The organism is Amycolatopsis sp. MtRt-6 (assembly GCF_017308975.1).
Taxonomy (GTDB): Bacteria; Actinomycetota; Actinomycetes; order Mycobacteriales; family Pseudonocardiaceae; genus Amycolatopsis.
In genome coordinates this window covers 23,223-40,448 of the sequence record NZ_JADWPD010000018.1, presented here as the reverse complement: position 1 = coordinate 40,448, position 17,226 = coordinate 23,223, and the positions used below count along the sequence as shown (strand labels likewise).

Annotated in this window: 19 protein-coding genes; 9 read left to right on the top strand and 10 right to left on the bottom strand. The window is 71.0% G+C overall.

What is annotated here, in order from left to right:
• Positions 1–21: 21 nt before the first annotated feature.
• The 6 genes from I4Q55_RS27715 to I4Q55_RS27690 all read right to left on the bottom strand — a co-directional run bounded on the left by I4Q55_RS27715 (position 22) and on the right by I4Q55_RS27690 (position 5,342).
• Complete coding sequence (locus I4Q55_RS27715) at positions 22–2,337, bottom strand: molybdopterin-dependent oxidoreductase (protein ID WP_206791689.1); 2,316 nt, start codon at positions 2,335–2,337, stop codon at positions 22–24.
• The gene (locus I4Q55_RS27710; RefSeq protein ID WP_206791688.1) at positions 2,334–3,359 is read right to left on the bottom strand and encodes an LLM class flavin-dependent oxidoreductase; all 1,026 of its coding nucleotides are present in this window, start codon (positions 3,357–3,359) and stop codon (positions 2,334–2,336) included. The genes I4Q55_RS27715 and I4Q55_RS27710 overlap by 4 nt, the downstream gene beginning before the upstream one ends.
• On the bottom strand, positions 3,356–3,847 hold the full coding sequence (locus I4Q55_RS27705) for an SRPBCC family protein (RefSeq protein WP_206791687.1): 492 nt from the start codon (positions 3,845–3,847) through the stop codon (positions 3,356–3,358). Before I4Q55_RS27705 ends, I4Q55_RS27710 begins: the two co-directional genes overlap by 4 nt.
• Positions 3,848–3,906: 59 nt before the next feature.
• Entirely contained in the window at positions 3,907–4,413 is a 507-nt protein-coding gene (locus I4Q55_RS27700; protein ID WP_206791686.1) for a helix-turn-helix domain-containing protein, read from the bottom strand.
• Positions 4,414–4,445: 32 nt separating this feature from the next.
• Positions 4,446–4,748, bottom strand: coding sequence for a GNAT family N-acetyltransferase (locus I4Q55_RS27695; RefSeq protein ID WP_206791685.1), 303 nt, complete (start codon positions 4,746–4,748; stop codon positions 4,446–4,448).
• A gap of 204 nt (positions 4,749–4,952) precedes the next feature.
• Positions 4,953–5,342 (bottom strand): cupin domain-containing protein, encoded by a 390-nt coding sequence (locus I4Q55_RS27690; protein WP_206791684.1) that lies wholly within the window; start codon positions 5,340–5,342, stop codon positions 4,953–4,955.
• A gap of 43 nt (positions 5,343–5,385) precedes the next feature.
• Here I4Q55_RS27690 and I4Q55_RS27685 point away from each other — a divergent pair, with 43 nt between their 5' ends.
• A complete protein-coding gene (locus I4Q55_RS27685; protein WP_206791683.1) occupies positions 5,386–6,351 on the top strand; it encodes a helix-turn-helix domain-containing protein in 966 nt (321 codons plus the stop codon).
• A complete protein-coding gene (locus I4Q55_RS27680) occupies positions 6,351–6,695 on the top strand; it encodes a GNAT family N-acetyltransferase (RefSeq protein WP_206791682.1) in 345 nt (114 codons plus the stop codon). Before I4Q55_RS27685 ends, I4Q55_RS27680 begins: the two co-directional genes overlap by 1 nt.
• Here I4Q55_RS27680 and I4Q55_RS27675 read toward each other — a convergent pair.
• On the bottom strand, positions 6,684–7,280 hold the full coding sequence (locus I4Q55_RS27675; protein ID WP_206791681.1) for a TetR/AcrR family transcriptional regulator: 597 nt from the start codon (positions 7,278–7,280) through the stop codon (positions 6,684–6,686). The two genes, I4Q55_RS27680 and I4Q55_RS27675, sit on opposite strands and share 12 nt — an antisense overlap.
• Positions 7,281–7,339: 59 nt before the next feature.
• Here I4Q55_RS27675 and I4Q55_RS27670 point away from each other — a divergent pair, with 59 nt between their 5' ends.
• Together I4Q55_RS27670 and I4Q55_RS27665 are read left to right on the top strand one after the other, a co-directional pair.
• Complete coding sequence (locus I4Q55_RS27670; protein WP_206791680.1) at positions 7,340–7,804, top strand: GNAT family N-acetyltransferase; 465 nt, start codon at positions 7,340–7,342, stop codon at positions 7,802–7,804.
• A gap of 286 nt (positions 7,805–8,090) precedes the next feature.
• Positions 8,091–8,420 carry a hypothetical protein gene (locus tag I4Q55_RS27665; protein WP_206791678.1) on the top strand — a complete coding sequence of 110 codons (330 nt, stop codon included), beginning with the start codon at positions 8,091–8,093 and terminating at the stop codon, positions 8,418–8,420.
• On the opposite strand, the gene I4Q55_RS27660 is transcribed toward I4Q55_RS27665, so the two are convergent.
• Together I4Q55_RS27660 and I4Q55_RS27655 are read right to left on the bottom strand one after the other, a co-directional pair.
• Positions 8,409–9,245, bottom strand: a complete 837-nt coding sequence (locus I4Q55_RS27660) for a DMT family transporter (protein ID WP_242546863.1) — start codon at positions 9,243–9,245, stop codon at positions 8,409–8,411. The two genes, I4Q55_RS27665 and I4Q55_RS27660, sit on opposite strands and share 12 nt — an antisense overlap.
• A complete protein-coding gene (locus I4Q55_RS27655) occupies positions 9,245–9,763 on the bottom strand; it encodes a MarR family winged helix-turn-helix transcriptional regulator (RefSeq protein WP_206791673.1) in 519 nt (172 codons plus the stop codon). The genes I4Q55_RS27660 and I4Q55_RS27655 overlap by 1 nt, the downstream gene beginning before the upstream one ends.
• A 75-nt stretch (positions 9,764–9,838) precedes the next feature.
• Here I4Q55_RS27655 and I4Q55_RS27650 point away from each other — a divergent pair, with 75 nt between their 5' ends.
• From I4Q55_RS27650 to I4Q55_RS27630, 5 genes are all read left to right on the top strand, one after another.
• Positions 9,839–11,212 carry a DHA2 family efflux MFS transporter permease subunit gene (locus I4Q55_RS27650; RefSeq protein WP_206791671.1) on the top strand — a complete coding sequence of 458 codons (1,374 nt, stop codon included), beginning with the start codon at positions 9,839–9,841 and terminating at the stop codon, positions 11,210–11,212.
• Positions 11,213–11,294: 82 nt separating this feature from the next.
• The gene (locus tag I4Q55_RS27645; protein ID WP_206791670.1) at positions 11,295–12,785 is read left to right on the top strand and encodes an alpha/beta hydrolase; all 1,491 of its coding nucleotides are present in this window, start codon (positions 11,295–11,297) and stop codon (positions 12,783–12,785) included.
• Between the two features lie 95 nt (positions 12,786–12,880).
• Complete coding sequence (locus I4Q55_RS27640) at positions 12,881–13,630, top strand: hypothetical protein (RefSeq protein ID WP_206791668.1); 750 nt, start codon at positions 12,881–12,883, stop codon at positions 13,628–13,630.
• 34 nt (positions 13,631–13,664) lie between these two features.
• A complete protein-coding gene (locus I4Q55_RS27635) occupies positions 13,665–14,894 on the top strand; it encodes an HNH endonuclease signature motif containing protein (RefSeq protein WP_206791666.1) in 1,230 nt (409 codons plus the stop codon).
• Between the two features lie 888 nt (positions 14,895–15,782).
• The gene (locus I4Q55_RS27630) at positions 15,783–16,223 is read left to right on the top strand and encodes a GNAT family N-acetyltransferase (protein ID WP_206791664.1); all 441 of its coding nucleotides are present in this window, start codon (positions 15,783–15,785) and stop codon (positions 16,221–16,223) included.
• Positions 16,224–16,225: 2 nt separating this feature from the next.
• On the opposite strand, the gene I4Q55_RS27625 is transcribed toward I4Q55_RS27630, so the two are convergent.
• Positions 16,226–16,939: a hypothetical protein gene (locus tag I4Q55_RS27625; protein WP_242546862.1), complete on the bottom strand. Its 714-nt coding sequence runs from the start codon at positions 16,937–16,939 to the stop codon at positions 16,226–16,228.
• Positions 16,940–17,226: the final 287 nt, after the last annotated feature.

Genomic DNA, 17,226 nt, shown 5'->3' with positions numbered 1-17,226 from the left:
CACTATAAACCCGGTGCGGCGTCAGGACCGTCCACTCGCGACAGTCTCGCGCACGCGCCCGCTGTCCGCCTCCGCCGTGGCCCGTTCCTGTTCCGTCGCGGGTTCCAGGCGCGCCGGGATGTCCTTGTGGTGCGGCGTGCCGGCGATCGGGTCGCGGTCCAGCGCGTCCGTGAGGAGGTTGATCCGCGGACCGCTGACCACCCGGCGGCCGTGCGCGTCCGGGTGCGCCATGCCGTAGCCGTGCGGCAGCGCGAGCTGGCCCGGCCGCAGCGCGGGGTCGGCTTCGGCGCGGACGACCACCCGCCCCGCCGCCGTCACGACGGCCACCCAGTCACCCGGCGCCGCACCGATCGACGCCAGCTCTTCGGGACGCGCGCGCAGGGCACCGTCCGGATCCGTGCGGCGCCAGCGCGGGTCGCGCAGGATCTGATTCGCGTTGTGCGCCCGCCGCTGCCCGTTGAGCAGCGAAAACGGGTACGCCGGGTCGGGCCGTTCGGCGGCCGGGTCCAGCGCGGCCAGCCAGTCCAGCAGTTCCGGCACGGCGAGCCGGACGCGTTCGCGGCGCAGCAGGCTCCACACTTCGTCCTGCTCGTGCGCCGAAAACGGCGTCGGGCCGGCCAGGACCCGCTCGAAGAGCTCTTCGCCGAGCTGCGGGCCGGTGGCGGAGGTGCCCAAGGCGCGTTGCACCGGCACGGTCATCGTCCTCGCCGCGCGGTGGCAGCCCGCCCACAGCGGCGCGATCGACGCGGCGCCGTCGGGCAGCGACGCACCCAGCGTGCGGTAGAGCAGCACCGGCAGGATCGCCGCGCGCTCGGGCATCGCCTGGACCAGCGCGCCGATTCCCGCCTGCAGCTCCGCACGCGGCCCGGCGGCCAGCTCGCCGAGGACGTCGGGCGGTGGCAGCACGCCGAGCGCGTCGAAAAGCCGCGCGTAGATCTCGGCTTCGACGAGCGTGCCCGGCAGCGGGTCCAGCAACGGCCGCCGCAGCTGGAAGTAGTTCGTCGGCCATTCGAAGGTGAAGAGCGTGAACTCCCACTTCTCGTGCTGGGACGCCGCGGGCAGCACGTAGTCCGCCAGCGCGGCCGTTTCGGTGTAGGCGACGTCGACGACCACGGTCAGCTCCGCGGCCTCCAGGGCGCGTTCGACGTCCCGCGTCCCGGCGAAGGTGTTGGCCGGGTTCGACGACTCCACCCACACCGCGCGGACGCGGTTCGGGTGGTCGGCGAGGACCTCTTCGGCGAGCGTGTTGGCCGGCAGCAGGCCGCCGATGTACTCGAAACCGGTGATCTCGGAGCGCTGCCCGGTCGTCGCGCCCCACAGCGGCAGCAGCCACGAGTGCAGGTTGTTCGTGCCGCGCCGGCCGAAGTGCCCGGTGAGCAGGTACAGCAGCTTTTCGAGGTAGCTGTTGAGCGTCGAATGCCTGCCCTGCTGGATGCCCAGCTCGACGCGGACGGTCATCGCCTCGGCCGCGAGGATCAGCTCGACCGCCCGCTCGACGTCCACACGGGACACTTCGGCGTGCGCGATCCACGCGTCCACCGGTACTTTCGCCAGCACGGCGGCGACCTCGTCGAAGCCTTCGGTGCGTTCGGCGAGGAACCGCTCGTCCGCGCCACCGCGTTCGAGCAGCAGCGCCAGGATCGCGCCCAGCAGGTAGGCGTCGGTGCCCGGACGCAGCGGGAGGTGCAGGTCGGCCAGCTCCGCGGTTTCGGTGCGCCGCGGGTCGATCACGATCATCCGGCGGTCCGGGTCGTTCTTGAGCGTGTTGAGCGCCTGCCGGGCGTTGCTGAAGCCGTGTGCCTGCCAGGGGTTGCAGCCGAGCACGACCAGCAGGTCGCAGTGCTCGACGTCCTCGGCGGTGTGCACGGTCGTCGAGCCGAACAGGTGCCCGTTGACCCAGAAGTCGCCGGTCTTCTCCTGCGAGAGCGCGTTGAAGTGCCGCGTCGAGTTCATCCACTTCAGCAGCGAAGCGCCGTACGCGCCGCCGGAGTGGTTGCCCTGGCCACCGCCGCCGACGTAGGCGAACGAGCCGGGCCGGCCGGCCGCGGTGTCGGCGTCGCGGATCGCGTGCAGCTTGGCCGCGATTTCGGTGAGCGCGGTGTCCCAGCCGATCGGTTCGTGCGTGCCGTCGGGACGCCGGCGCAGCGGCGTCGTCAGGCGGTCTTCGTGGTCGCCGTACCAGGTCAGGCGCTGCGCCTTCTGGCAGAGGTACCCGCCGGAGCGCGGGTGTCCCTTGTCGCCGCGGACACGGGTGATCTTCCGGCCGTCGAGCTGCACCTCCAGCCCGCAGTTGAGGTAGCAGAGGCTGCACGCGGTGCGGTGCCAGTCGCCGGTCATGTCAGCTCCAATGCGCGACCGAGCGTCGTGAGACGCGCGTCGAGTGTTTCGCCGGCCGGGTAGAACCGGACGGTGTCGATGCCGGCAGCCCGCCAGACGCGCAGGCGTTCGCGCACCATCTCTTCGGTGCCGATCAACGTCGTGCCCAGCACCATTTCGTCGGTGACGAGCGCGGCCGCGCCGTCGCGGTCACCGGCCTGCCAGCGCTCGCGGACCTCGGCGGCGACGTCCGCCCAGCCCTGGCGGCTGTAGGCGTTGTTGTAGAAGTTCGTGGTCGCCGAGCCCATCCCGCCGAGGCTGAAGGCCAGTTCCTTCTTGCGGCTGCCGACCAAGGTGCGCAGCTCGGCTTCGTTGTCCGCGAAGGCGACTTCGGCGCCCTGGCAGACGTCGATGTCCGCGCGTTGCCTGCTCGCCTTCGCGAGCCCGGCGTCGAGGTGGGTGAAGTACGCGTCGGCGCCTTCGGGCACGAAGCTGGTGCCGAGCCAGCCGTCGGCGACCTCGCCGGTGAGCTCCAGGAGCTTCGGCGACAGCGTCGCGAGGTAGATGGGGATGTCCGGGTTCGGCGCGGTGGACAGCCGCATCGGGCGGGCCTCACCGGGCAGCGGGATCTCGAACGCCGTGCCGGAGAAGGAAATCTTCTCGCCCGCGAACGCCTGGCGGATGATCTCGACGGTCTCCCGCATGCGCGTCAGCGGCTTCGCGAACGGGACACCGTGCAGGCCTTCGATCACCTGCGGACCGGACGGGCCGAGCCCGAGCGCGAACCGGCCGCCGGAGAGATCGGCGAGGGTGAGCGCGGCCTGCGCGATCGCGACCGGCGTGCGCGTGCCCAGCTGGACGATGCCGGAGCCGAGCCGGATCCGGTCGGTGCGCGCGGCGAGGTAGCCGAGCGCGGACGGCGCGTCCGAGCCCCAGGCTTCGGCCACCCAGCAGACGTCGAGACCCAGTTTTTCGGCTTCCAGCACGAAGTCCAGCGTGGTGCGGGTGTCCTTCGAGAACTCGACGGTCGTGGCGGTCTTCACCGGTTTTCGACCCGGGCCTTGATCGCGGCGAGGTTGCCCTGCATCGCCGTCTCGAACTCCCGCATGCGGACGAAGACGATCTTCTGTTCCTTCTCCGGCATCCGGTCGATGGCGAACGACAGCCCGGACCGGCCGGGCCCCATCCGCATCCACTGGCTCAGGACCGTGCCCCCGTTGTCCGGTTCGAGGGTGAACTTCCAGACGGCGCTGGGCTCGTCGGGGTCCTGCACGGCCCACGCGAACACCCGCGGCGCTTCGCACTCCACGACGTACGAGGTCGTCTCCCACTCGCCGAACGCGTCGTGCTTGCTGCGGCCGAGGAACTTGCGGCCTTCCTCGCACCATTCGACGGACTGGAGTTCCGGGCTCAGCTCGGGCATCAGCGAGATGTCCGAGACCACCGGCCAGACGTCCTCGGGGGCAGCGTCGATCCAGGTCTGCACCTCGGCCGTCGGCAGGTCGGCGTACCGCGCGCCCGTCCACTCCATCGTGGCCGCCTTTCTCCCGGTTGACCACGATAGTTGCGTAGATAGACTGACTCTGTCAATCACTCCTGCCGGGCGAACCGCTCCTCGACGTCCGGGCGCCGCGCCAGCCGGGCCGGGAAACCGGGACCGCGGCGCATCCGCGTGTCGTCCGGCGTCATCGGTCCGGCGCACTCGGCGCAGACGATTTCGGCGTGCGTGTCGTGCCCGCAGGCGAGGTGGTGGACGGTGATCGGCGGGCCGGCCTCGTCGCTCGCGAGCCACTTGTCGCCCCAGCGGGTCATCGCGAGCAGTACGGGGTAGAAGTCGCGGCCCTTTTCGGTGAGGACGTAGTCGTAGCGGACCGGCTCGGTCTGGTACGGCACCTTCTCCAGCAGTCCCTCGTCGACCAGCCGCTTGAGCCGGTCGGCGAGGGTGTTGCGCGCAATGCCGAGCGCCTGCTGGAACTCGTCGAAGCGACGCACGCCGTAGAAGGCGTCCCGCAGCACCAGCGGCGTCCACCAGTCACCGAGCAGATCCATGGTGCGCGCGATCGAGCACGGCCACTGCGCGAACGATGTCCGTTTCATGCGGAGGAGGGTACGCCGTTCCCATGGAAGACTCAGCAGGTCAGCCGCATGACCACCCGCCGGGCCGTCGGACGGCTGACCTCGCTGAACCCGGCATCGGCGAAGATCCCGGTCGTGCCGACGAACAGTTCACCGGGCCAGGCGAGCTTCTGCCCGGGCGCCACGACGATGGGGTAGCCCTCGACCGCCCGCGCACCCCGCTCGCGGGCGAAGTCCCCCGCCGCCTTCGCCAGGGCCGCGCTCACCCCTTGGCGCCGGAAGCCCTTGTGCGTGACGAAGCAGGTGACGGCCCAGACGCCGTCGTCGGCCTTGTCTTCGTCGCGATCGGCCCACACCAGCCGGCTGTTGAGCAGGCGGGGTTCGACCGCGGGCTCGCCCTCGAGGCAGGCGTTTCGCGCCGGTTGTACACAATCCGGCCGGGGTGTGGACAACCGGGCCGCGAGCGGGGCTGGTTCCCAATTTCCGTCGGACCGTCTCGATACGCTGGAAGCGGGGGCAGCCCCCAGGGAGGGCGGGCCGCGCCTTCCCGCTCCCCGACGTCAGACGATGTGCCCGGTAGTCACGTCGACGTGATCGGGAACGTCGTCGTGCGCGTCGCCGACCGTGAGCGTCCCCGCGGGCTCGACCAGCAGCACGCTCGCCCCCGCCTTCGACGACGGCTTGTGGAACGTGCCCTTCGGCACCACGAAGACCTGCCCGCGGCCGAGCGTGACGACGCGTTCGTCCGGGTCGCGCAGGCCGATCTCGACCTCGCCGTCGAGGACGAGGAAGAACTCGTCGGTGTGCTCGTGGACGTGCCAGACGTGCTCGCCGTCGAACCGCGCGAGCCGGATGTCGTAGTCGTTGACGCGGGTGACGATGCGCGGGCTCCAGGCGGCGTCGAAGGTCGCGAGGACTTCGTTGAGGTCGATCGGGTTCATGCGGACCATCCTCGACCTGGCGTTTCGCCGGCGCGAGTGCTAGGAATCGCACATGCCGCAAGAATTCTCGCACCGGGTCGTCGCGATCGTCACCGCGGAGTCGAACCCGTTCGAGATGGGCGTGGCGACCGAGCTATTCGGCCTCCGGCGTCCCGAACTCGACCGGCCCTGGTACGACTTCACGCTCTGCGCGGCGACGCCCGCGGTCCGGATGAACCTCGGCATGTTCACGCTGTCCGACGTCGCCGGCCTCGATGCGGCCGACGCGGCGGACACGCTGATCGTCCCGGCGCGTCCGGACACCGACGTCCCGACGAACCCGGCGATCATCGCGGCGATCCGCCGGGCCGCCGACCGCGGCGCCCGCCTGGTCAGCTTCTGCACCGGAGCACTCGCCCTGGCGGAAGCGGGCGTGCTCGACGGCAAGCGGGCCACCACCCACTGGCAGTGGGCCGCCTCGCTGGCGGCGCGGTTCCCACGGGTGCACTGGGAACCGGAGGTGCTGTTCATCGACGAGGGCAACGTCCTCACGGCGGCGGGCAGCGCGGCCTCGCTCGATCTGGGACTGCACATCATCCACCGCGACCACGGAGCGGAAGTCGTCAACGCGGTCAGCCGCCGCCTGGTGTTCACGGGCCACCGCGACGGCGGCCAGCGGCAGTTCATCGCCCGCCCGGTGCCGGCGGTGCCGGAGACGTCGCTGGCGCCGGTCCTGGCGTGGGCGTTGGAGCGGCTGGACCAGCCCCTGACGGTGCCGGACCTGGCCGCCCGCGCGGCCACCAGCCCGGCGACGCTGCACCGGAAGTTCCGCGCGGAGCTGGGAACGACACCGCTGGCGTGGCTGACGACGGAACGGGTGAGCCTGGCGTGCCGCTTGATCGAGCGGGGCGAGCTGAGACTGGACCGCGTGGCGGCCGCGAGCGGCTTCGAAACGGCGGCGAACCTGCGAGCACAGTTGCGCCGCCACACGGGACTCAGCCCGAGCGCCTATCGCCGCCGCTTCGGCCCGGCGGCGTGATGCTGCAGCAGCTCGCGGGCTTCTTCGCGACAACGGGCCGCGCACAGTCTCCTTGCCGCCCGTCCAGCACCGCCGAGAAGGCGACTTCATCGGCGACTGCCGGTGGCTCTTCGGCCGCGTCGCCATCGACGAACCGGCACGCGCACGGGCACGGCTACGCCACCGAGGCGGCCGGCGCAGTGCTCGAAGCCGCGGCGGCGACCGGGCGGACACGGCTCTGGTCGACCGTCGGCGCGGGGAACACGCCGTCGTTGCGCGTCCTGGCGAAGCTCGGGTTCGCGCGGCACCACGTTTCCACGGAGGCGGCCGGCGAGGTGGTCTGGCTGACCCGTTCACTGCCGTGACGCGGGCTCCAGCGCAGCGAGCGCCTCCGCCAGCGCGGCCTGCTGCAGCCGGGCCGGGTAGGTCTTCGGGTCGGCCGCGGCCAGGACGTTCAGGCCCTCGACCAGCGCCACCAGGCTCTTCGTCGTCAGCTCGACCCGCTCGTCCGTCCACTTCGGACGGCAGGCCGCCACCAGCCGGTGGACGCGGGCCAGGAACGAACGGTTCGCCGCGCGGTGGCGCTCGGCCAGGTCGTCGTCGGCCAGGGCCGCCGCCAGGAAGCCCACCCATACCCGGGATTCCTCGTGGTGGCCGTGCGGGAGGTCCACCGCCTGGCCGAGCACCGCCGCGAGCGCGGCCGGCGCGGACGAGCACGCCGCCTCCGCCGCGTCCGCGCGCACCGCCGTGCGCTCGTACAGCAGGTCACGCGCGTGCAACAGCAACGCCTTCTTCGTCGGGAACGCGTGCATCACCAGGCCCGTCGTGCAGCCGGCGCGCTCGGCGACCGCGCGCAGCGTCAATCCCGGCAGGCCCTCATCGGCCAGGACCTGCCACGTCGCGTTCGAGAGCAGCTCCCGCTGGGCCTGCACGTCACGCTGCTTCGGCATGGCCCGGAAGCGTAACAGATGCTACGGTAACGCTTGTTACGGAAAAGGGAGTGTGCCTGATGATCGACTGCACGCTGACGATCACCCCGGTGAACTGGGACGATGCCGACGCCATCCGCCTGCGCGAAGCCCAGCGGATCGAGCTCGACGCCCGCTACGGCACCGACGACCACGAACCCGGCGCGGTCCCCACCGCCGAGACCGTCGCCGTGTTCCTGGTCGCGCGCGACGCCGAGGGCACCGCCGTGGGCTGCGGCGGACTGCGACCGCTCGGCCCCGGTTCGGGCGAGGTCAAGCGCATGTACGTCGAGCCGCCGGCCCGCGGCACCGGCGTCGCGGCCGCCCTGCTGCGCGCCCTCGAAGACCACGCGCGACACCTCGGCATCACGCGGCTGCTGCTGGAAACCGGCATCGGCCAGCCGGAGGCGATCCGTTTCTACCAGCGCGAAGGCTACGAGCCGATCGAGGCGTACGGGCCCTACCGCGGCGAACCCCTCTCGCGCTGCTTCGCCCGGGATCTGTGATCGGCAACCGGACCGTTTTGTCCATTTCGGACGGCTCTGCGCGCACGGCTGAAATGACCGTGCATCCGCACACCGATTGTGCACGCGCTTTCGTGATCTCCGGGAAACGGTTGCTGTGAACCAAAACCCCCGGTAAGTTGGCGGACCCCGGTGCTCGACCATCGGTCACCGGGGTTCGCGCTGCTCGGCGAAGCGGGGAGGCTCCCGCCGGGAATGCGCTTTCCGGCGGTAGGGGTCGCCGCCGGGTGCGGGAGGGAACAGTGCCTTGGTGTTGCGGGGAACGGTCATGGCCGAGCACGTGACCGAGCCGTACGTGGTCGGCCTGGAAGCCATCGCGGGTGAGCTGCTGCGCGGGAAGTGGTGCGTCTACCTGCACGAATGGCTCGGCGACGACCTCGATCTCCCCGGCTGGCAGGCCGAGGTCGCCACCCACGCCGAGCACGCCGGCGTCGAGGTCTGCTTCATCGAAATCCCGCGCAAGGACATGACTCTGGTGGCGAACGTGCGCGCGTTGCCCAGCTTCGAGCAGGTCACCGAGTCCGTGGCCGCCCTGGAGCACTACCGGGGTCTCAAGGCGGGCAGCCGGAGCGTCGTCAGCCGCCGGTCAGCCCAGTGACACGAGCGCGATCGCGGCACCCGCGCCGGCCAGCCCGGCGATCTGGGCACGGCTGAGCCGTTCACGCAGGAAGACCAGCGCCAGCAGCACCGGCACCGCCGGGTAGAGCGCGGCGAGCACGGTCGCGACGGCCAGCAGCTGCTGCTGGGCCGCCAGCAGGTAGAGCACGATCGCCGCGCTGCCGCACGCTCCGGCGAACGCGGCCGGCGCGAGCAGCCGGGACGGCAGCCGCCACGGCGCCCGCGTCGCCGCGACCAGGCCGGCGATGGCCACCACCGACACCGCACGGCTGAGCACCACCGGCCAGAAGCCCGCCTCGGCGGGGATCCGCGACAGCGCGACGAACTGGACGGCGAAGCCGAGCCCGGCGACGAAAGCGTCCGGGATCCCCGCCGCCGTCCGGCCGCCGCGTTCGCCGCGCGACCGCGAGACCAGCCACAACGCCGGTACCGCGCAGCAGATCCCGGCGAGCGCGGCGAACGACAGCCGCTGGCCCAGCAGGAACAGGCCGAAAAGGACCGGCAGGACCACGGCGGCGACGTCACTGGCGGGCACGACCAGGCTCATCGCCCCCTTGCCCATCGCGCGGTAGAGGAAGGCGACGCCGATCCCGGTGCCCGCACCGGAAAGCACGCCCCACCCGAGCGCCGCCGCGGTGGGCGTGCCCGCGCCGGCGAACGCGGCGAAGGGAACGGTCACGACTGTGCCCGCGACCTGCGCGTACAGCGACACGGTCATGCCCGGCGCGCGGCGGGACACCAGCCCGCTGACGAAGTGCGTGATCCCGAAGCACAGGGCCGCGACGAGCGCGAGGACGTTCCCCATCACGACGTCCCCAGCTCACGCTGCGCCTGCCCGACCGGGCAGATCCGGTCCTGCGCGACGCAGCCGGGCCGGTCGCACAGCCGGCACATCAGGTCACCCGAGCGGACTTCGGCGTGCAGTCCCCGCAGCAGCTGCTCCAGCACCGGCTCGAGAGCGTCCCGTCCGGACACCGCGGCCAGCGCGCCGGCCAGCACGTCCTGCCGGGCCGCGAGTGCGCGGTTCGCCGCGGCCCGCCCCGTGCGGGTGAGCACGACACCGACCGCCCGGCCGCTCTTCGCCTGCCGCCGGACGAGCCCGCGGGCTTCGAGCTGGTCGAGCATCCGGGCACAGGCCGGCTGGCCGATCCCGATCCGCTGCCCCAGCTCGGTGCCGCCGAGGCCGGGGAACTCGGTGAGGACGACGAGCGCGGCCGTCCCGCTCAGGCTGACACCGGCCGCCTGGGCGGCGGCACTCGTCATCCGGTCGGACAGGTTCAGCACCGCCGCGCCCAGCAGGTTCGCCAGCCGCGTTTCATGCATTACTCATGCATAACACAGGGCGACGGGCGCGGCAAGGTTGACCTCGACCATCCTTGAGCTTTTACCGTCGGTGGCATGACCGATCTCCGCACCGACCTGCCGCCGATCCCGCGCACCGTCTGGATCGCCTCCGGCGTGATGGCGCTCGGCGGCTTCCTGGGCAACATGGACGCCTCGATCGTGGCCCTCGGGCTCGAGTCGATGCGGCACAGCCTCGGCGTCGAGCTCGTCGCGATCCAGTGGGTTGCCACGGCGTACCTGCTGGGCCTTTCGGCCGCGCTCCCGCTCACCCCGTGGCTCGGCCGCAAGTACGGCGCCGGACGCCTGTGGCTCGCCGCGCTGGCCGCGTTCCTGCTCACGTCGGTGGCGTGCGCGCTCGCCCCCGACGTCGGCACGCTGATCGCTTTCCGTGCCGTGCAAGGCATGGCGGCCGGTGTGATGGTCACCGCCGGGCAGACCGTGATCGGGCTGGCCGTCGGCCCGGAACGGCTGGGCCGCACCATGGGCACGCTGGCGCTCGTGGTCGGGCTCGCGCCGGTCGTCGGGCCGAGCGTCGGCGGGTTCCTGCTCGCGCACTTCTCCTGGCCGGTGCTGTTCTGGCTGAACCTCCCGATCGGCGTGCTCGCCTTCGGACTGGCGCTGCGGTACGTGCCGCGCGGCGACCGGCAGCAGCCGCCGCCGATGGACTGGCGCGGCCTGGCCATGGTGTCGCTCGGCCTGCCGCTACTGGTGTACGCGCTGACCGAACTCGGCACGCCCGGGTCGCTCAACGTCGTGCTCGCGGCCGTCGGCGCCGCCGCGATGGGCCTGTTCACCTGGTGGTCGCTGCGCACGCCCCACCCGGTGCTGCAGCTGCGGCTCGCCGCACGGCCGGTGATGGGGTCCGCGCTCACGTCCGTGCTGCTCGGCGGCGCCGGGATGTTCGGCGCCGTCCTGCTGCTCCCGTTGTGGTTCCAGATCCGGCTCGGCGCCGGGGCCGCCGAGTCGGGCGTCCTGCTCGCGCCGATGGGCCTGGCCACGGCCGTGTTCGTGTTCGTGGCCGGACGGCTGACCGACCGCTACGGCGGCGGCACCGTCGCGCTCACTGGGTCACTCGTGGTGCTGGCGAGCACGGTGCCGCTCCCGTTTCTCGGCCCGGACTCGCCGATGTGGCTGATCCAGGCGCTGCTCCTGGTCCGCGGCGCCGGGCTCGGGCTGTCGATCATCCCCGCGTCGACGGCGGCGTACGCGTCGGTCGACGCCGTTTCGCTCGGCCATGCCACCGCGCTGGTGAACATCGTGATGCGCGTGGGCGGCGCGCTCGGCGGCGCGTTGTGCGTCATCGTGCTGTCCCAGGGCCTGCGCACCGGCCCGGCGACCGGGTTCGGCTGGGCGTTCGGCGTGCTGGCGGCGCTGTGCGTGCTCGGCGCGCTGGCGACGGCCTGGCTCCGGCGGGCCGAGCGGGCCTGATTCACCGGGGAAGCTGGCGCCGTCACCGGATCGGTGATTTATTGGAGCCGATCATGCACTGTCGGTGAGGGGAAGGGCTGGCATGCCGGGGGTAAGCAAGCGGTTGCTGACGGCCGTGGCCGTCAGCGCGGTACTGGGGAGCCTGCTGACGGCAACGCCGGCTTCGGCAGCGGAACCCGTCGGCTGGCAGCCGTGCGCCGACGCGCCCGGCGTCGACTGCGGCACGGTGACCGTGCCGCTCGACTGGGCGCACCCCGACCAGGGCACCACGACCATCGCGCTCGCCCGGCGCAAGGCCACGAACCCGCAGGCCCGGATCGGCTCGGTCCTGATGGACCCGGGCGGCCCCGGCGGCTCCGGCACCGAGGAGGTCAAGGCGGGCTGGTCGCTCTCGGCCGCGATCACCGAGCGCTTCGACACCGTGGGCTTCGACCCGCGCGGCATCGGCGCCAGCACCCGGATCAACTGCGGGCTCGACGAACTGATCGCCGACCACCCGCAGGTGCCGCGCAACCAGGCCGAGTTCGAGCAGCTCGCGGAGTACAACCGGAAGCTCGGCGAGAGCTGCGACCGGATCACCGGGCCGCTGGCACGGCTCGGCGACACGAAGAGCGTCGCGCGGGACATGGACGCCATCCGCGTCGCCCTCGGCGAGCCGAAGCTGACTTATTACGGCGTCTCCTACGGCACGCTGATGGGCCAGCAGTACGCGGAACTGTTCCCGGACAAGGTCCGCGCGCTCGTGCTGGACAGCAACATGGACCACTCGCAGCGCACCGCGTGGGACTTCATCAGCAGCGAAACCCGATCGCTCCAGGCGGAGTTCGGCGAGTTCGCAGCCTGGTGCGACCGGACACCGAACTGCGCGCTGCACGGGCGAGACGTCTCCAAGGTGACGCGTGACCTGCAGGACAAGGCCGCGCGCGACGAGCTGACGGACCCGCGAAGCGGTGAACCGGTCACGCCGCTGACGCTCGCGTCGATCATCCAGAGCAACTTCTACGGCCCGAGCTGGGATCGGCTCGCGTCGACGCTCAAGTCCTTCGCGGACGGCACCGCGGCTTCGGCGCGGCTGCGTGCGGACTTCCCGGTCAACTACGTCATCCAAAGCGTGTTCTGCGCCGACTGGCACCTGCCCGTGCGCAACTTCGCCGAACTGGAGACCTACCGCCGCGCGGCCGCGGCGTTCGCGCCGGACGTCAAGGTCAACCCGCTGGGCTGGACGGCGGTCGCCGGCTGCATCGGCTGGCCGAACCGCACGAGCAACCCGCAGCACCGGCTGCGGGTGCACGGCGCGCCGCCCCTGCTGATGCTGAGCAGCAGGCACGACCCGGCGACACCGTACGCGTGGTCGCAGACGGCGGCCCGGCAGAGCGGAAGCACGCTGCTGACGTACGACGGTTGGGGCCACGGCGCGTATTTCAAGAAGAGCGCGTGCGTGACCAAGGCGACCGACGACTATTTGATCAGCGGCAAGCTCCCGGCGCCCGGCACGCATTGCCCCGCGGTCGAGCCGGGAACGGCCGAGGCATCGGCAGCCGGCCCGAAACCGCCGTCGACGATCGGTTTCTGACGGCTCCCTTCGCGCGGCAGAATCGGTTCTGCCAAGCGAAGGGAGCCGGTCATGGGGTTCAGGCGTTTCCTCTCGGCGGCGCGGTGGTGCTGGCAGTGACATCCCTGACCACAGCGCCAGCCTCGGCAACGGGCTACCACGGCCGCTACCTGGCACTCGGCGACTCCGTGGCATTCGGCTACCGCCCGGCCGCGGTCACACCCCGCACCGACTACCTCGACGCGGCCAACTTCCGCGGGTACGCGGAGAAGTACGCGACACTTCGCGGCCTACGGCTGGCGAACGCGTCGTGCCCGGGAGAGACGACGGCCAGCATGCTCACGGCCGGCGCGCAGAGCAACGGCTGCGAGAACTCCCTGGGCGCACCGGCCGGCTATCGGACGGCTTTCCCGCTGCATGCGGCGTATGCCGGGACACAGGTCGAGTACGCCGTGGCGTATCTGGTTTCGCAGGTTCGGGCGCTTGATTCGGTGTTGAGCCAGATTGTCCGGCGGTATCGGGGTGCTGTGGCCGACGGGTTCACCGCCTTTCGGCTGGCTTCGCTGGGTTCTGGTGGGGATCCTTGTGCTGCCGGGTTGTTGATTGCCTTGCCTGGTGGGGGTTGTGATGTTCATCCTTCGCCTGCTGGGCATCGGGTTTGGCTTCGGCGTTGGCTTTGCTCGTTGAGCTTTGGCTGGGTTTCAGGCACGGCTTCGCCGTGGCGTGGGAAATCGGCGCTCCACGGGGTTGCGTCACGTTGTTGGTCGCCAGCGCCGATTCCCCACGCTTCGGTTGCCCTGCCGTGGTTTCCGGTGTTCTCGGGTGCGGACAGCGGCTTTACCTTTTGTTCCCACCGTATCGAGTGATGACCCTGTGTTCGATCGCCGGTAGCTTGGAGACATGACCAACGACGCGGCTCTCTCCTCCGAGGCGGTGGCTCTCGCCGACCGCATCGGTGAGCTAGTCGCGTCGATGCGGTCCGCTGAGGCCGAACTTGGTGCGGTGCTGGTGGAAATCGAGCAGCGGGGTGTGATGGAGCTGTTCGGCTACCGGTCTGCTGCCCGGTTGTTGGAGCATCTGGCCGATATGCCGAAGCCGGCTACGGAACGGCTGATCAAACGCGCCCGCCTGCTCAACCCCGGCCGCAACCTCGACGGCAGCCCCATCCCTGCCTTGGCTCCCGCCACCGGGGTTGCGGCTCGGGCTGGGCGGTTGAGCAACCCGATGATCGACGTGATCACCTCTGTACTGAGCCAGGTTCCGCCCGAGCACTGCGCGGGTGCCGAGGCCAACCTGCTGGCTTTCGCTGAGGAGGCCGGGCACAAGCAGGTCGTTGCCCTCGGTGCCCGTATCCTCGCCCACCTGGTTCCCGACGGTCCCGCCCCCGACGACACCGAACCCACCGCCCCCACCCGGGAACTGTTCCTCCGTCGCAAAAGAACCGGGATCTGGGAACTGAGTGGCCGGTTCGATGATGAGACCGGCACCCGCGCCCACGCATTGCTCGACGCTTTGGCCGAGCGTCGCACCGGGGATGAGGGTCCCGACTTCCGCACCACCCCGCAGCGTTACGGGGATGCGTTCTCCGATGCCGTCGACCTGGCTCTGAATTCTCCGGAGTTGCCGATGCAGGCCGGGGAACGCGCCCACGTCATGGTCGCGGTCTCCCTGAACGACCTGAAATCCGGTGTCGGCAAGGCGACCCTTGGCGATACCGGGACGATGACGGCGGCCGAAGCGCGGGTGCATGCCTGCGACGCCATGATCATCCCCGCGGTGCTCGGCGACAAGAGTGAACCCCTCAACCTCGGCCGACTCCGCCGCCTCATCTCCGCCGGACTGCGCCGCGCCCTGTTCCTCCGCGACCGGGGCTGTGCCTTCCCCGGCTGTCATCGGCCACCCCGGCACTGTCAAGGTCACCACATCCGGCACTGGGCAGACGGCGGCCCCACCGATCTCACCAACCTGGTGCTGATGTGCGCCCACCATCACCGGCTCCTGCACCGCTCCGGCTGGGAAGTCCGCATCGCCGCCGACGGGCTACCGGAGTTCCTGCCACCGGTGTTCATCGACCGGCGCCGAAGACCCCGGCGGAACAACCTGCACGAACCACTGCCATTCACAGCCTGAATACGGGAAAGGCCCGCAGCCCCACGGCTACGGGCCCACACCCACGCGTTCCCGCTGACCAAGCCCACTACCTTCGCGGCGCGACCAAGCAGGAACACGCATGAGCCCAACCGGCTTCCACCAACGAACACCGAAGCCCACCGCAGGCGGGCAGGGAAACTCACACCACGGCCAGCGGCCTACCGAAGCTCCCCACTGCTTCCGCCGGCCAACCACCGTGACCTCACGCAGCCAGCGTGGCGGAAGCAGGAAATCCGCACCACAGTCCCCCAGCCGGCCACCTCGACCCATCCGAGCCAGCGCGGCACAACCAGCCAGGAAATCCCACCTCCGCCTCCACTGGCCAGCCACCGTGGTCCACCCGGACTAGCGCGGCACAAGCGGACAGGAACTCCCCACCCCCGCCAGCCACCGTGGTCCACCCGGACTAGCGCAGCTCAAGCAGACGGAAACTCTCCACCCCCACCGTGGCCTCAACCGAGCCAACGGCACAAGCAGACAGGAACCCCCACCAACGCCGGCCGAAGCCCGCGCAGCAACCACCACTTACCTCGACCTGCGGCGCCAAAGCCCCGTAACCACAGCCAGCGCACGAGCGCCCGGCGAGGGGACCCGTGTCTCGGCCTCCGGGCCGATTCGGCGGCGCATCCGGTACGCCAGCTCGAGCACTTCCAGGTCCTCCGGGCGGCGCCGGCCGCGGACGTCCGGCCGCAGCATCAGCTCGCTCACCGTGACGGGTCTGCCAGTGGCACGGTGCGCCGGGCGCGCCATCAGGAACCTCCGCTGCTTTTGCTGGTCGGGGTCCCGATTCTATGAATTCGATTCGGGTTCGTCACCTTACTCGCGAGTTGTGTCCGGTGCGTGTCCCCCGCGCGTTAGCCTCGGTCCATGATCACCATTGGGGGCCTCACCGAAGAAGACCGCGCGGCCTGGGAAAACCTGTTCGCCGGCTACAACACGTTCTACGGCCGAACCCTCGCGCCCGAACTCGTGGACCGGGCGTGGCGGGAATTCGCGCGCGGCGAGCGGATGCACGCTCTCGGCGCGTGGGATGACGGCGCGCTCGTCGGCATCGTCCACTTCTTCACGCACGTCAGCACCACCTCCGCCGATGTCTGCTACCTGCAAGACCTCTTCACCGACGCCAACGCCCGCGGACGTGGCGTCGGGCGGGCCCTCATCGAAGCCGTCGCCGATTGGGCTCGGGCCCAGGGCTGTGTGCGCGTCTACTGGCACACCCAGACCTCGAACACGACCGCCCGGCGGCTCTACGACCAGGTCGCGCTCGACAAGGGCTTCATGCAGTACCAGATCCCGCTCGGCTCCTGACCTCAGCGGCGGTGCCGGCCTCCGCCACCGCACTGGTGGTGCCCTGGGTCGCGGAAGCCGCCGGCTCGGCGGCCCGCGTCCGGGAAGCCCGCCGGACGGCGGCCGCCCCAGATTGCCTGGCCGTCCGGGTTTCCCGGGCGGCCGCGCGACCAGACCGGGATTTCCGGGATGTCGTGGCGCACCGGCGCCGCCTGGTCCGACGGCTTCGGCGGCTTCGGTTTCGTCTTCACCGACTCCTTGACCTTGTCGACGACTTTCACTGCGCGAGCCAGCTTTCCGCGCTGCACAGCCGGATTGACGGAATTCGATTCCGGCACCTCGGCCGGCTGGGCAATTCCCGGCGATTGCGCGGGCGGTGCTACGGATTCCGGAGCCGGCTGGACCGGCTTGGCCGCGGGCACCACGACGTCCGCCGGCAACGGCACCAGCGCCACCGCCGGGGGCTCCAGGCCGGCCGCTGTTCCGGACCCGCCCGCGTTGTGCTGCGCCGGCATCGACACCGCCGCGCTGACCCCGCCCGTCAACGCCAGCGCCCCGGCAACCACGGACAACATCCGCAACCGGGTCAGGGACCGCAGGACCTGCGGTTTCTCCCGGTGGCGCGCCCGCGGGAGCACGACGGTGTCGTCGTCGCGGTACCGGTCGCGCGGTACGTCGGGCCGCCCCAGCAGCTCGGCGACGGTGACCTGCTCTCGGCGCGGAGCCCTACGTGCCATCAAACCCTCCACCTGGGCCGTCCGGACGGGCGGCAACGCGTCCGGACGGCCGATCATAGGAACGCTTCAAGTCCGTGTAAAGACTCGTTCACCCGAGCCTGCCGCCACCGTCCACATGCGGCACCGTGCCCGCCGCCGGGGCACCAAGGAGCAACAGGAGGGAACAACGACCATGACGCCGCATTAGTGGAAAAGCGACACGAGCTGTCCGGACGCCACCAGCGGGCCGGCGCGTCGCCAGAAAGCGCTTTCACGCGCGAATCATTCCTGAGATCCGCGAGCCCCGG

Coding starts and splice junctions, on each gene's coding strand:
- I4Q55_RS27715 (WP_206791689.1), bottom strand. CDS start 2,337: ATGACCGGCGACTGGCACCGCACCGCGTGCAGCCTCTGCTACCTCAAC.
- I4Q55_RS27705 (WP_206791687.1), bottom strand. CDS start 3,847: ATGGAGTGGACGGGCGCGCGGTACGCCGACCTGCCGACGGCCGAGGTG.
- I4Q55_RS27700 (WP_206791686.1), bottom strand. CDS start 4,413: ATGAAACGGACATCGTTCGCGCAGTGGCCGTGCTCGATCGCGCGCACC.
- I4Q55_RS27690 (WP_206791684.1), bottom strand. CDS start 5,342: ATGGTCCGCATGAACCCGATCGACCTCAACGAAGTCCTCGCGACCTTC.
- I4Q55_RS27685 (WP_206791683.1), top strand. CDS start 5,386: ATGCCGCAAGAATTCTCGCACCGGGTCGTCGCGATCGTCACCGCGGAG.
- I4Q55_RS27680 (WP_206791682.1), top strand. CDS start 6,351: ATGCTGCAGCAGCTCGCGGGCTTCTTCGCGACAACGGGCCGCGCACAG.
- I4Q55_RS27675 (WP_206791681.1), bottom strand. CDS start 7,280: ATGCCGAAGCAGCGTGACGTGCAGGCCCAGCGGGAGCTGCTCTCGAAC.
- I4Q55_RS27670 (WP_206791680.1), top strand. CDS start 7,340: ATGATCGACTGCACGCTGACGATCACCCCGGTGAACTGGGACGATGCC.
- I4Q55_RS27665 (WP_206791678.1), top strand. CDS start 8,091: ATGGCCGAGCACGTGACCGAGCCGTACGTGGTCGGCCTGGAAGCCATC.
- I4Q55_RS27660 (WP_242546863.1), bottom strand. CDS start 9,245: ATGGGGAACGTCCTCGCGCTCGTCGCGGCCCTGTGCTTCGGGATCACG.
- I4Q55_RS27655 (WP_206791673.1), bottom strand. CDS start 9,763: ATGCATGAAACGCGGCTGGCGAACCTGCTGGGCGCGGCGGTGCTGAAC.
- I4Q55_RS27650 (WP_206791671.1), top strand. CDS start 9,839: ATGACCGATCTCCGCACCGACCTGCCGCCGATCCCGCGCACCGTCTGG.
- I4Q55_RS27645 (WP_206791670.1), top strand. CDS start 11,295: ATGCCGGGGGTAAGCAAGCGGTTGCTGACGGCCGTGGCCGTCAGCGCG.
- I4Q55_RS27635 (WP_206791666.1), top strand. CDS start 13,665: ATGACCAACGACGCGGCTCTCTCCTCCGAGGCGGTGGCTCTCGCCGAC.
- I4Q55_RS27630 (WP_206791664.1), top strand. CDS start 15,783: ATGATCACCATTGGGGGCCTCACCGAAGAAGACCGCGCGGCCTGGGAA.
- I4Q55_RS27625 (WP_242546862.1), bottom strand. CDS start 16,939: ATGGCACGTAGGGCTCCGCGCCGAGAGCAGGTCACCGTCGCCGAGCTG.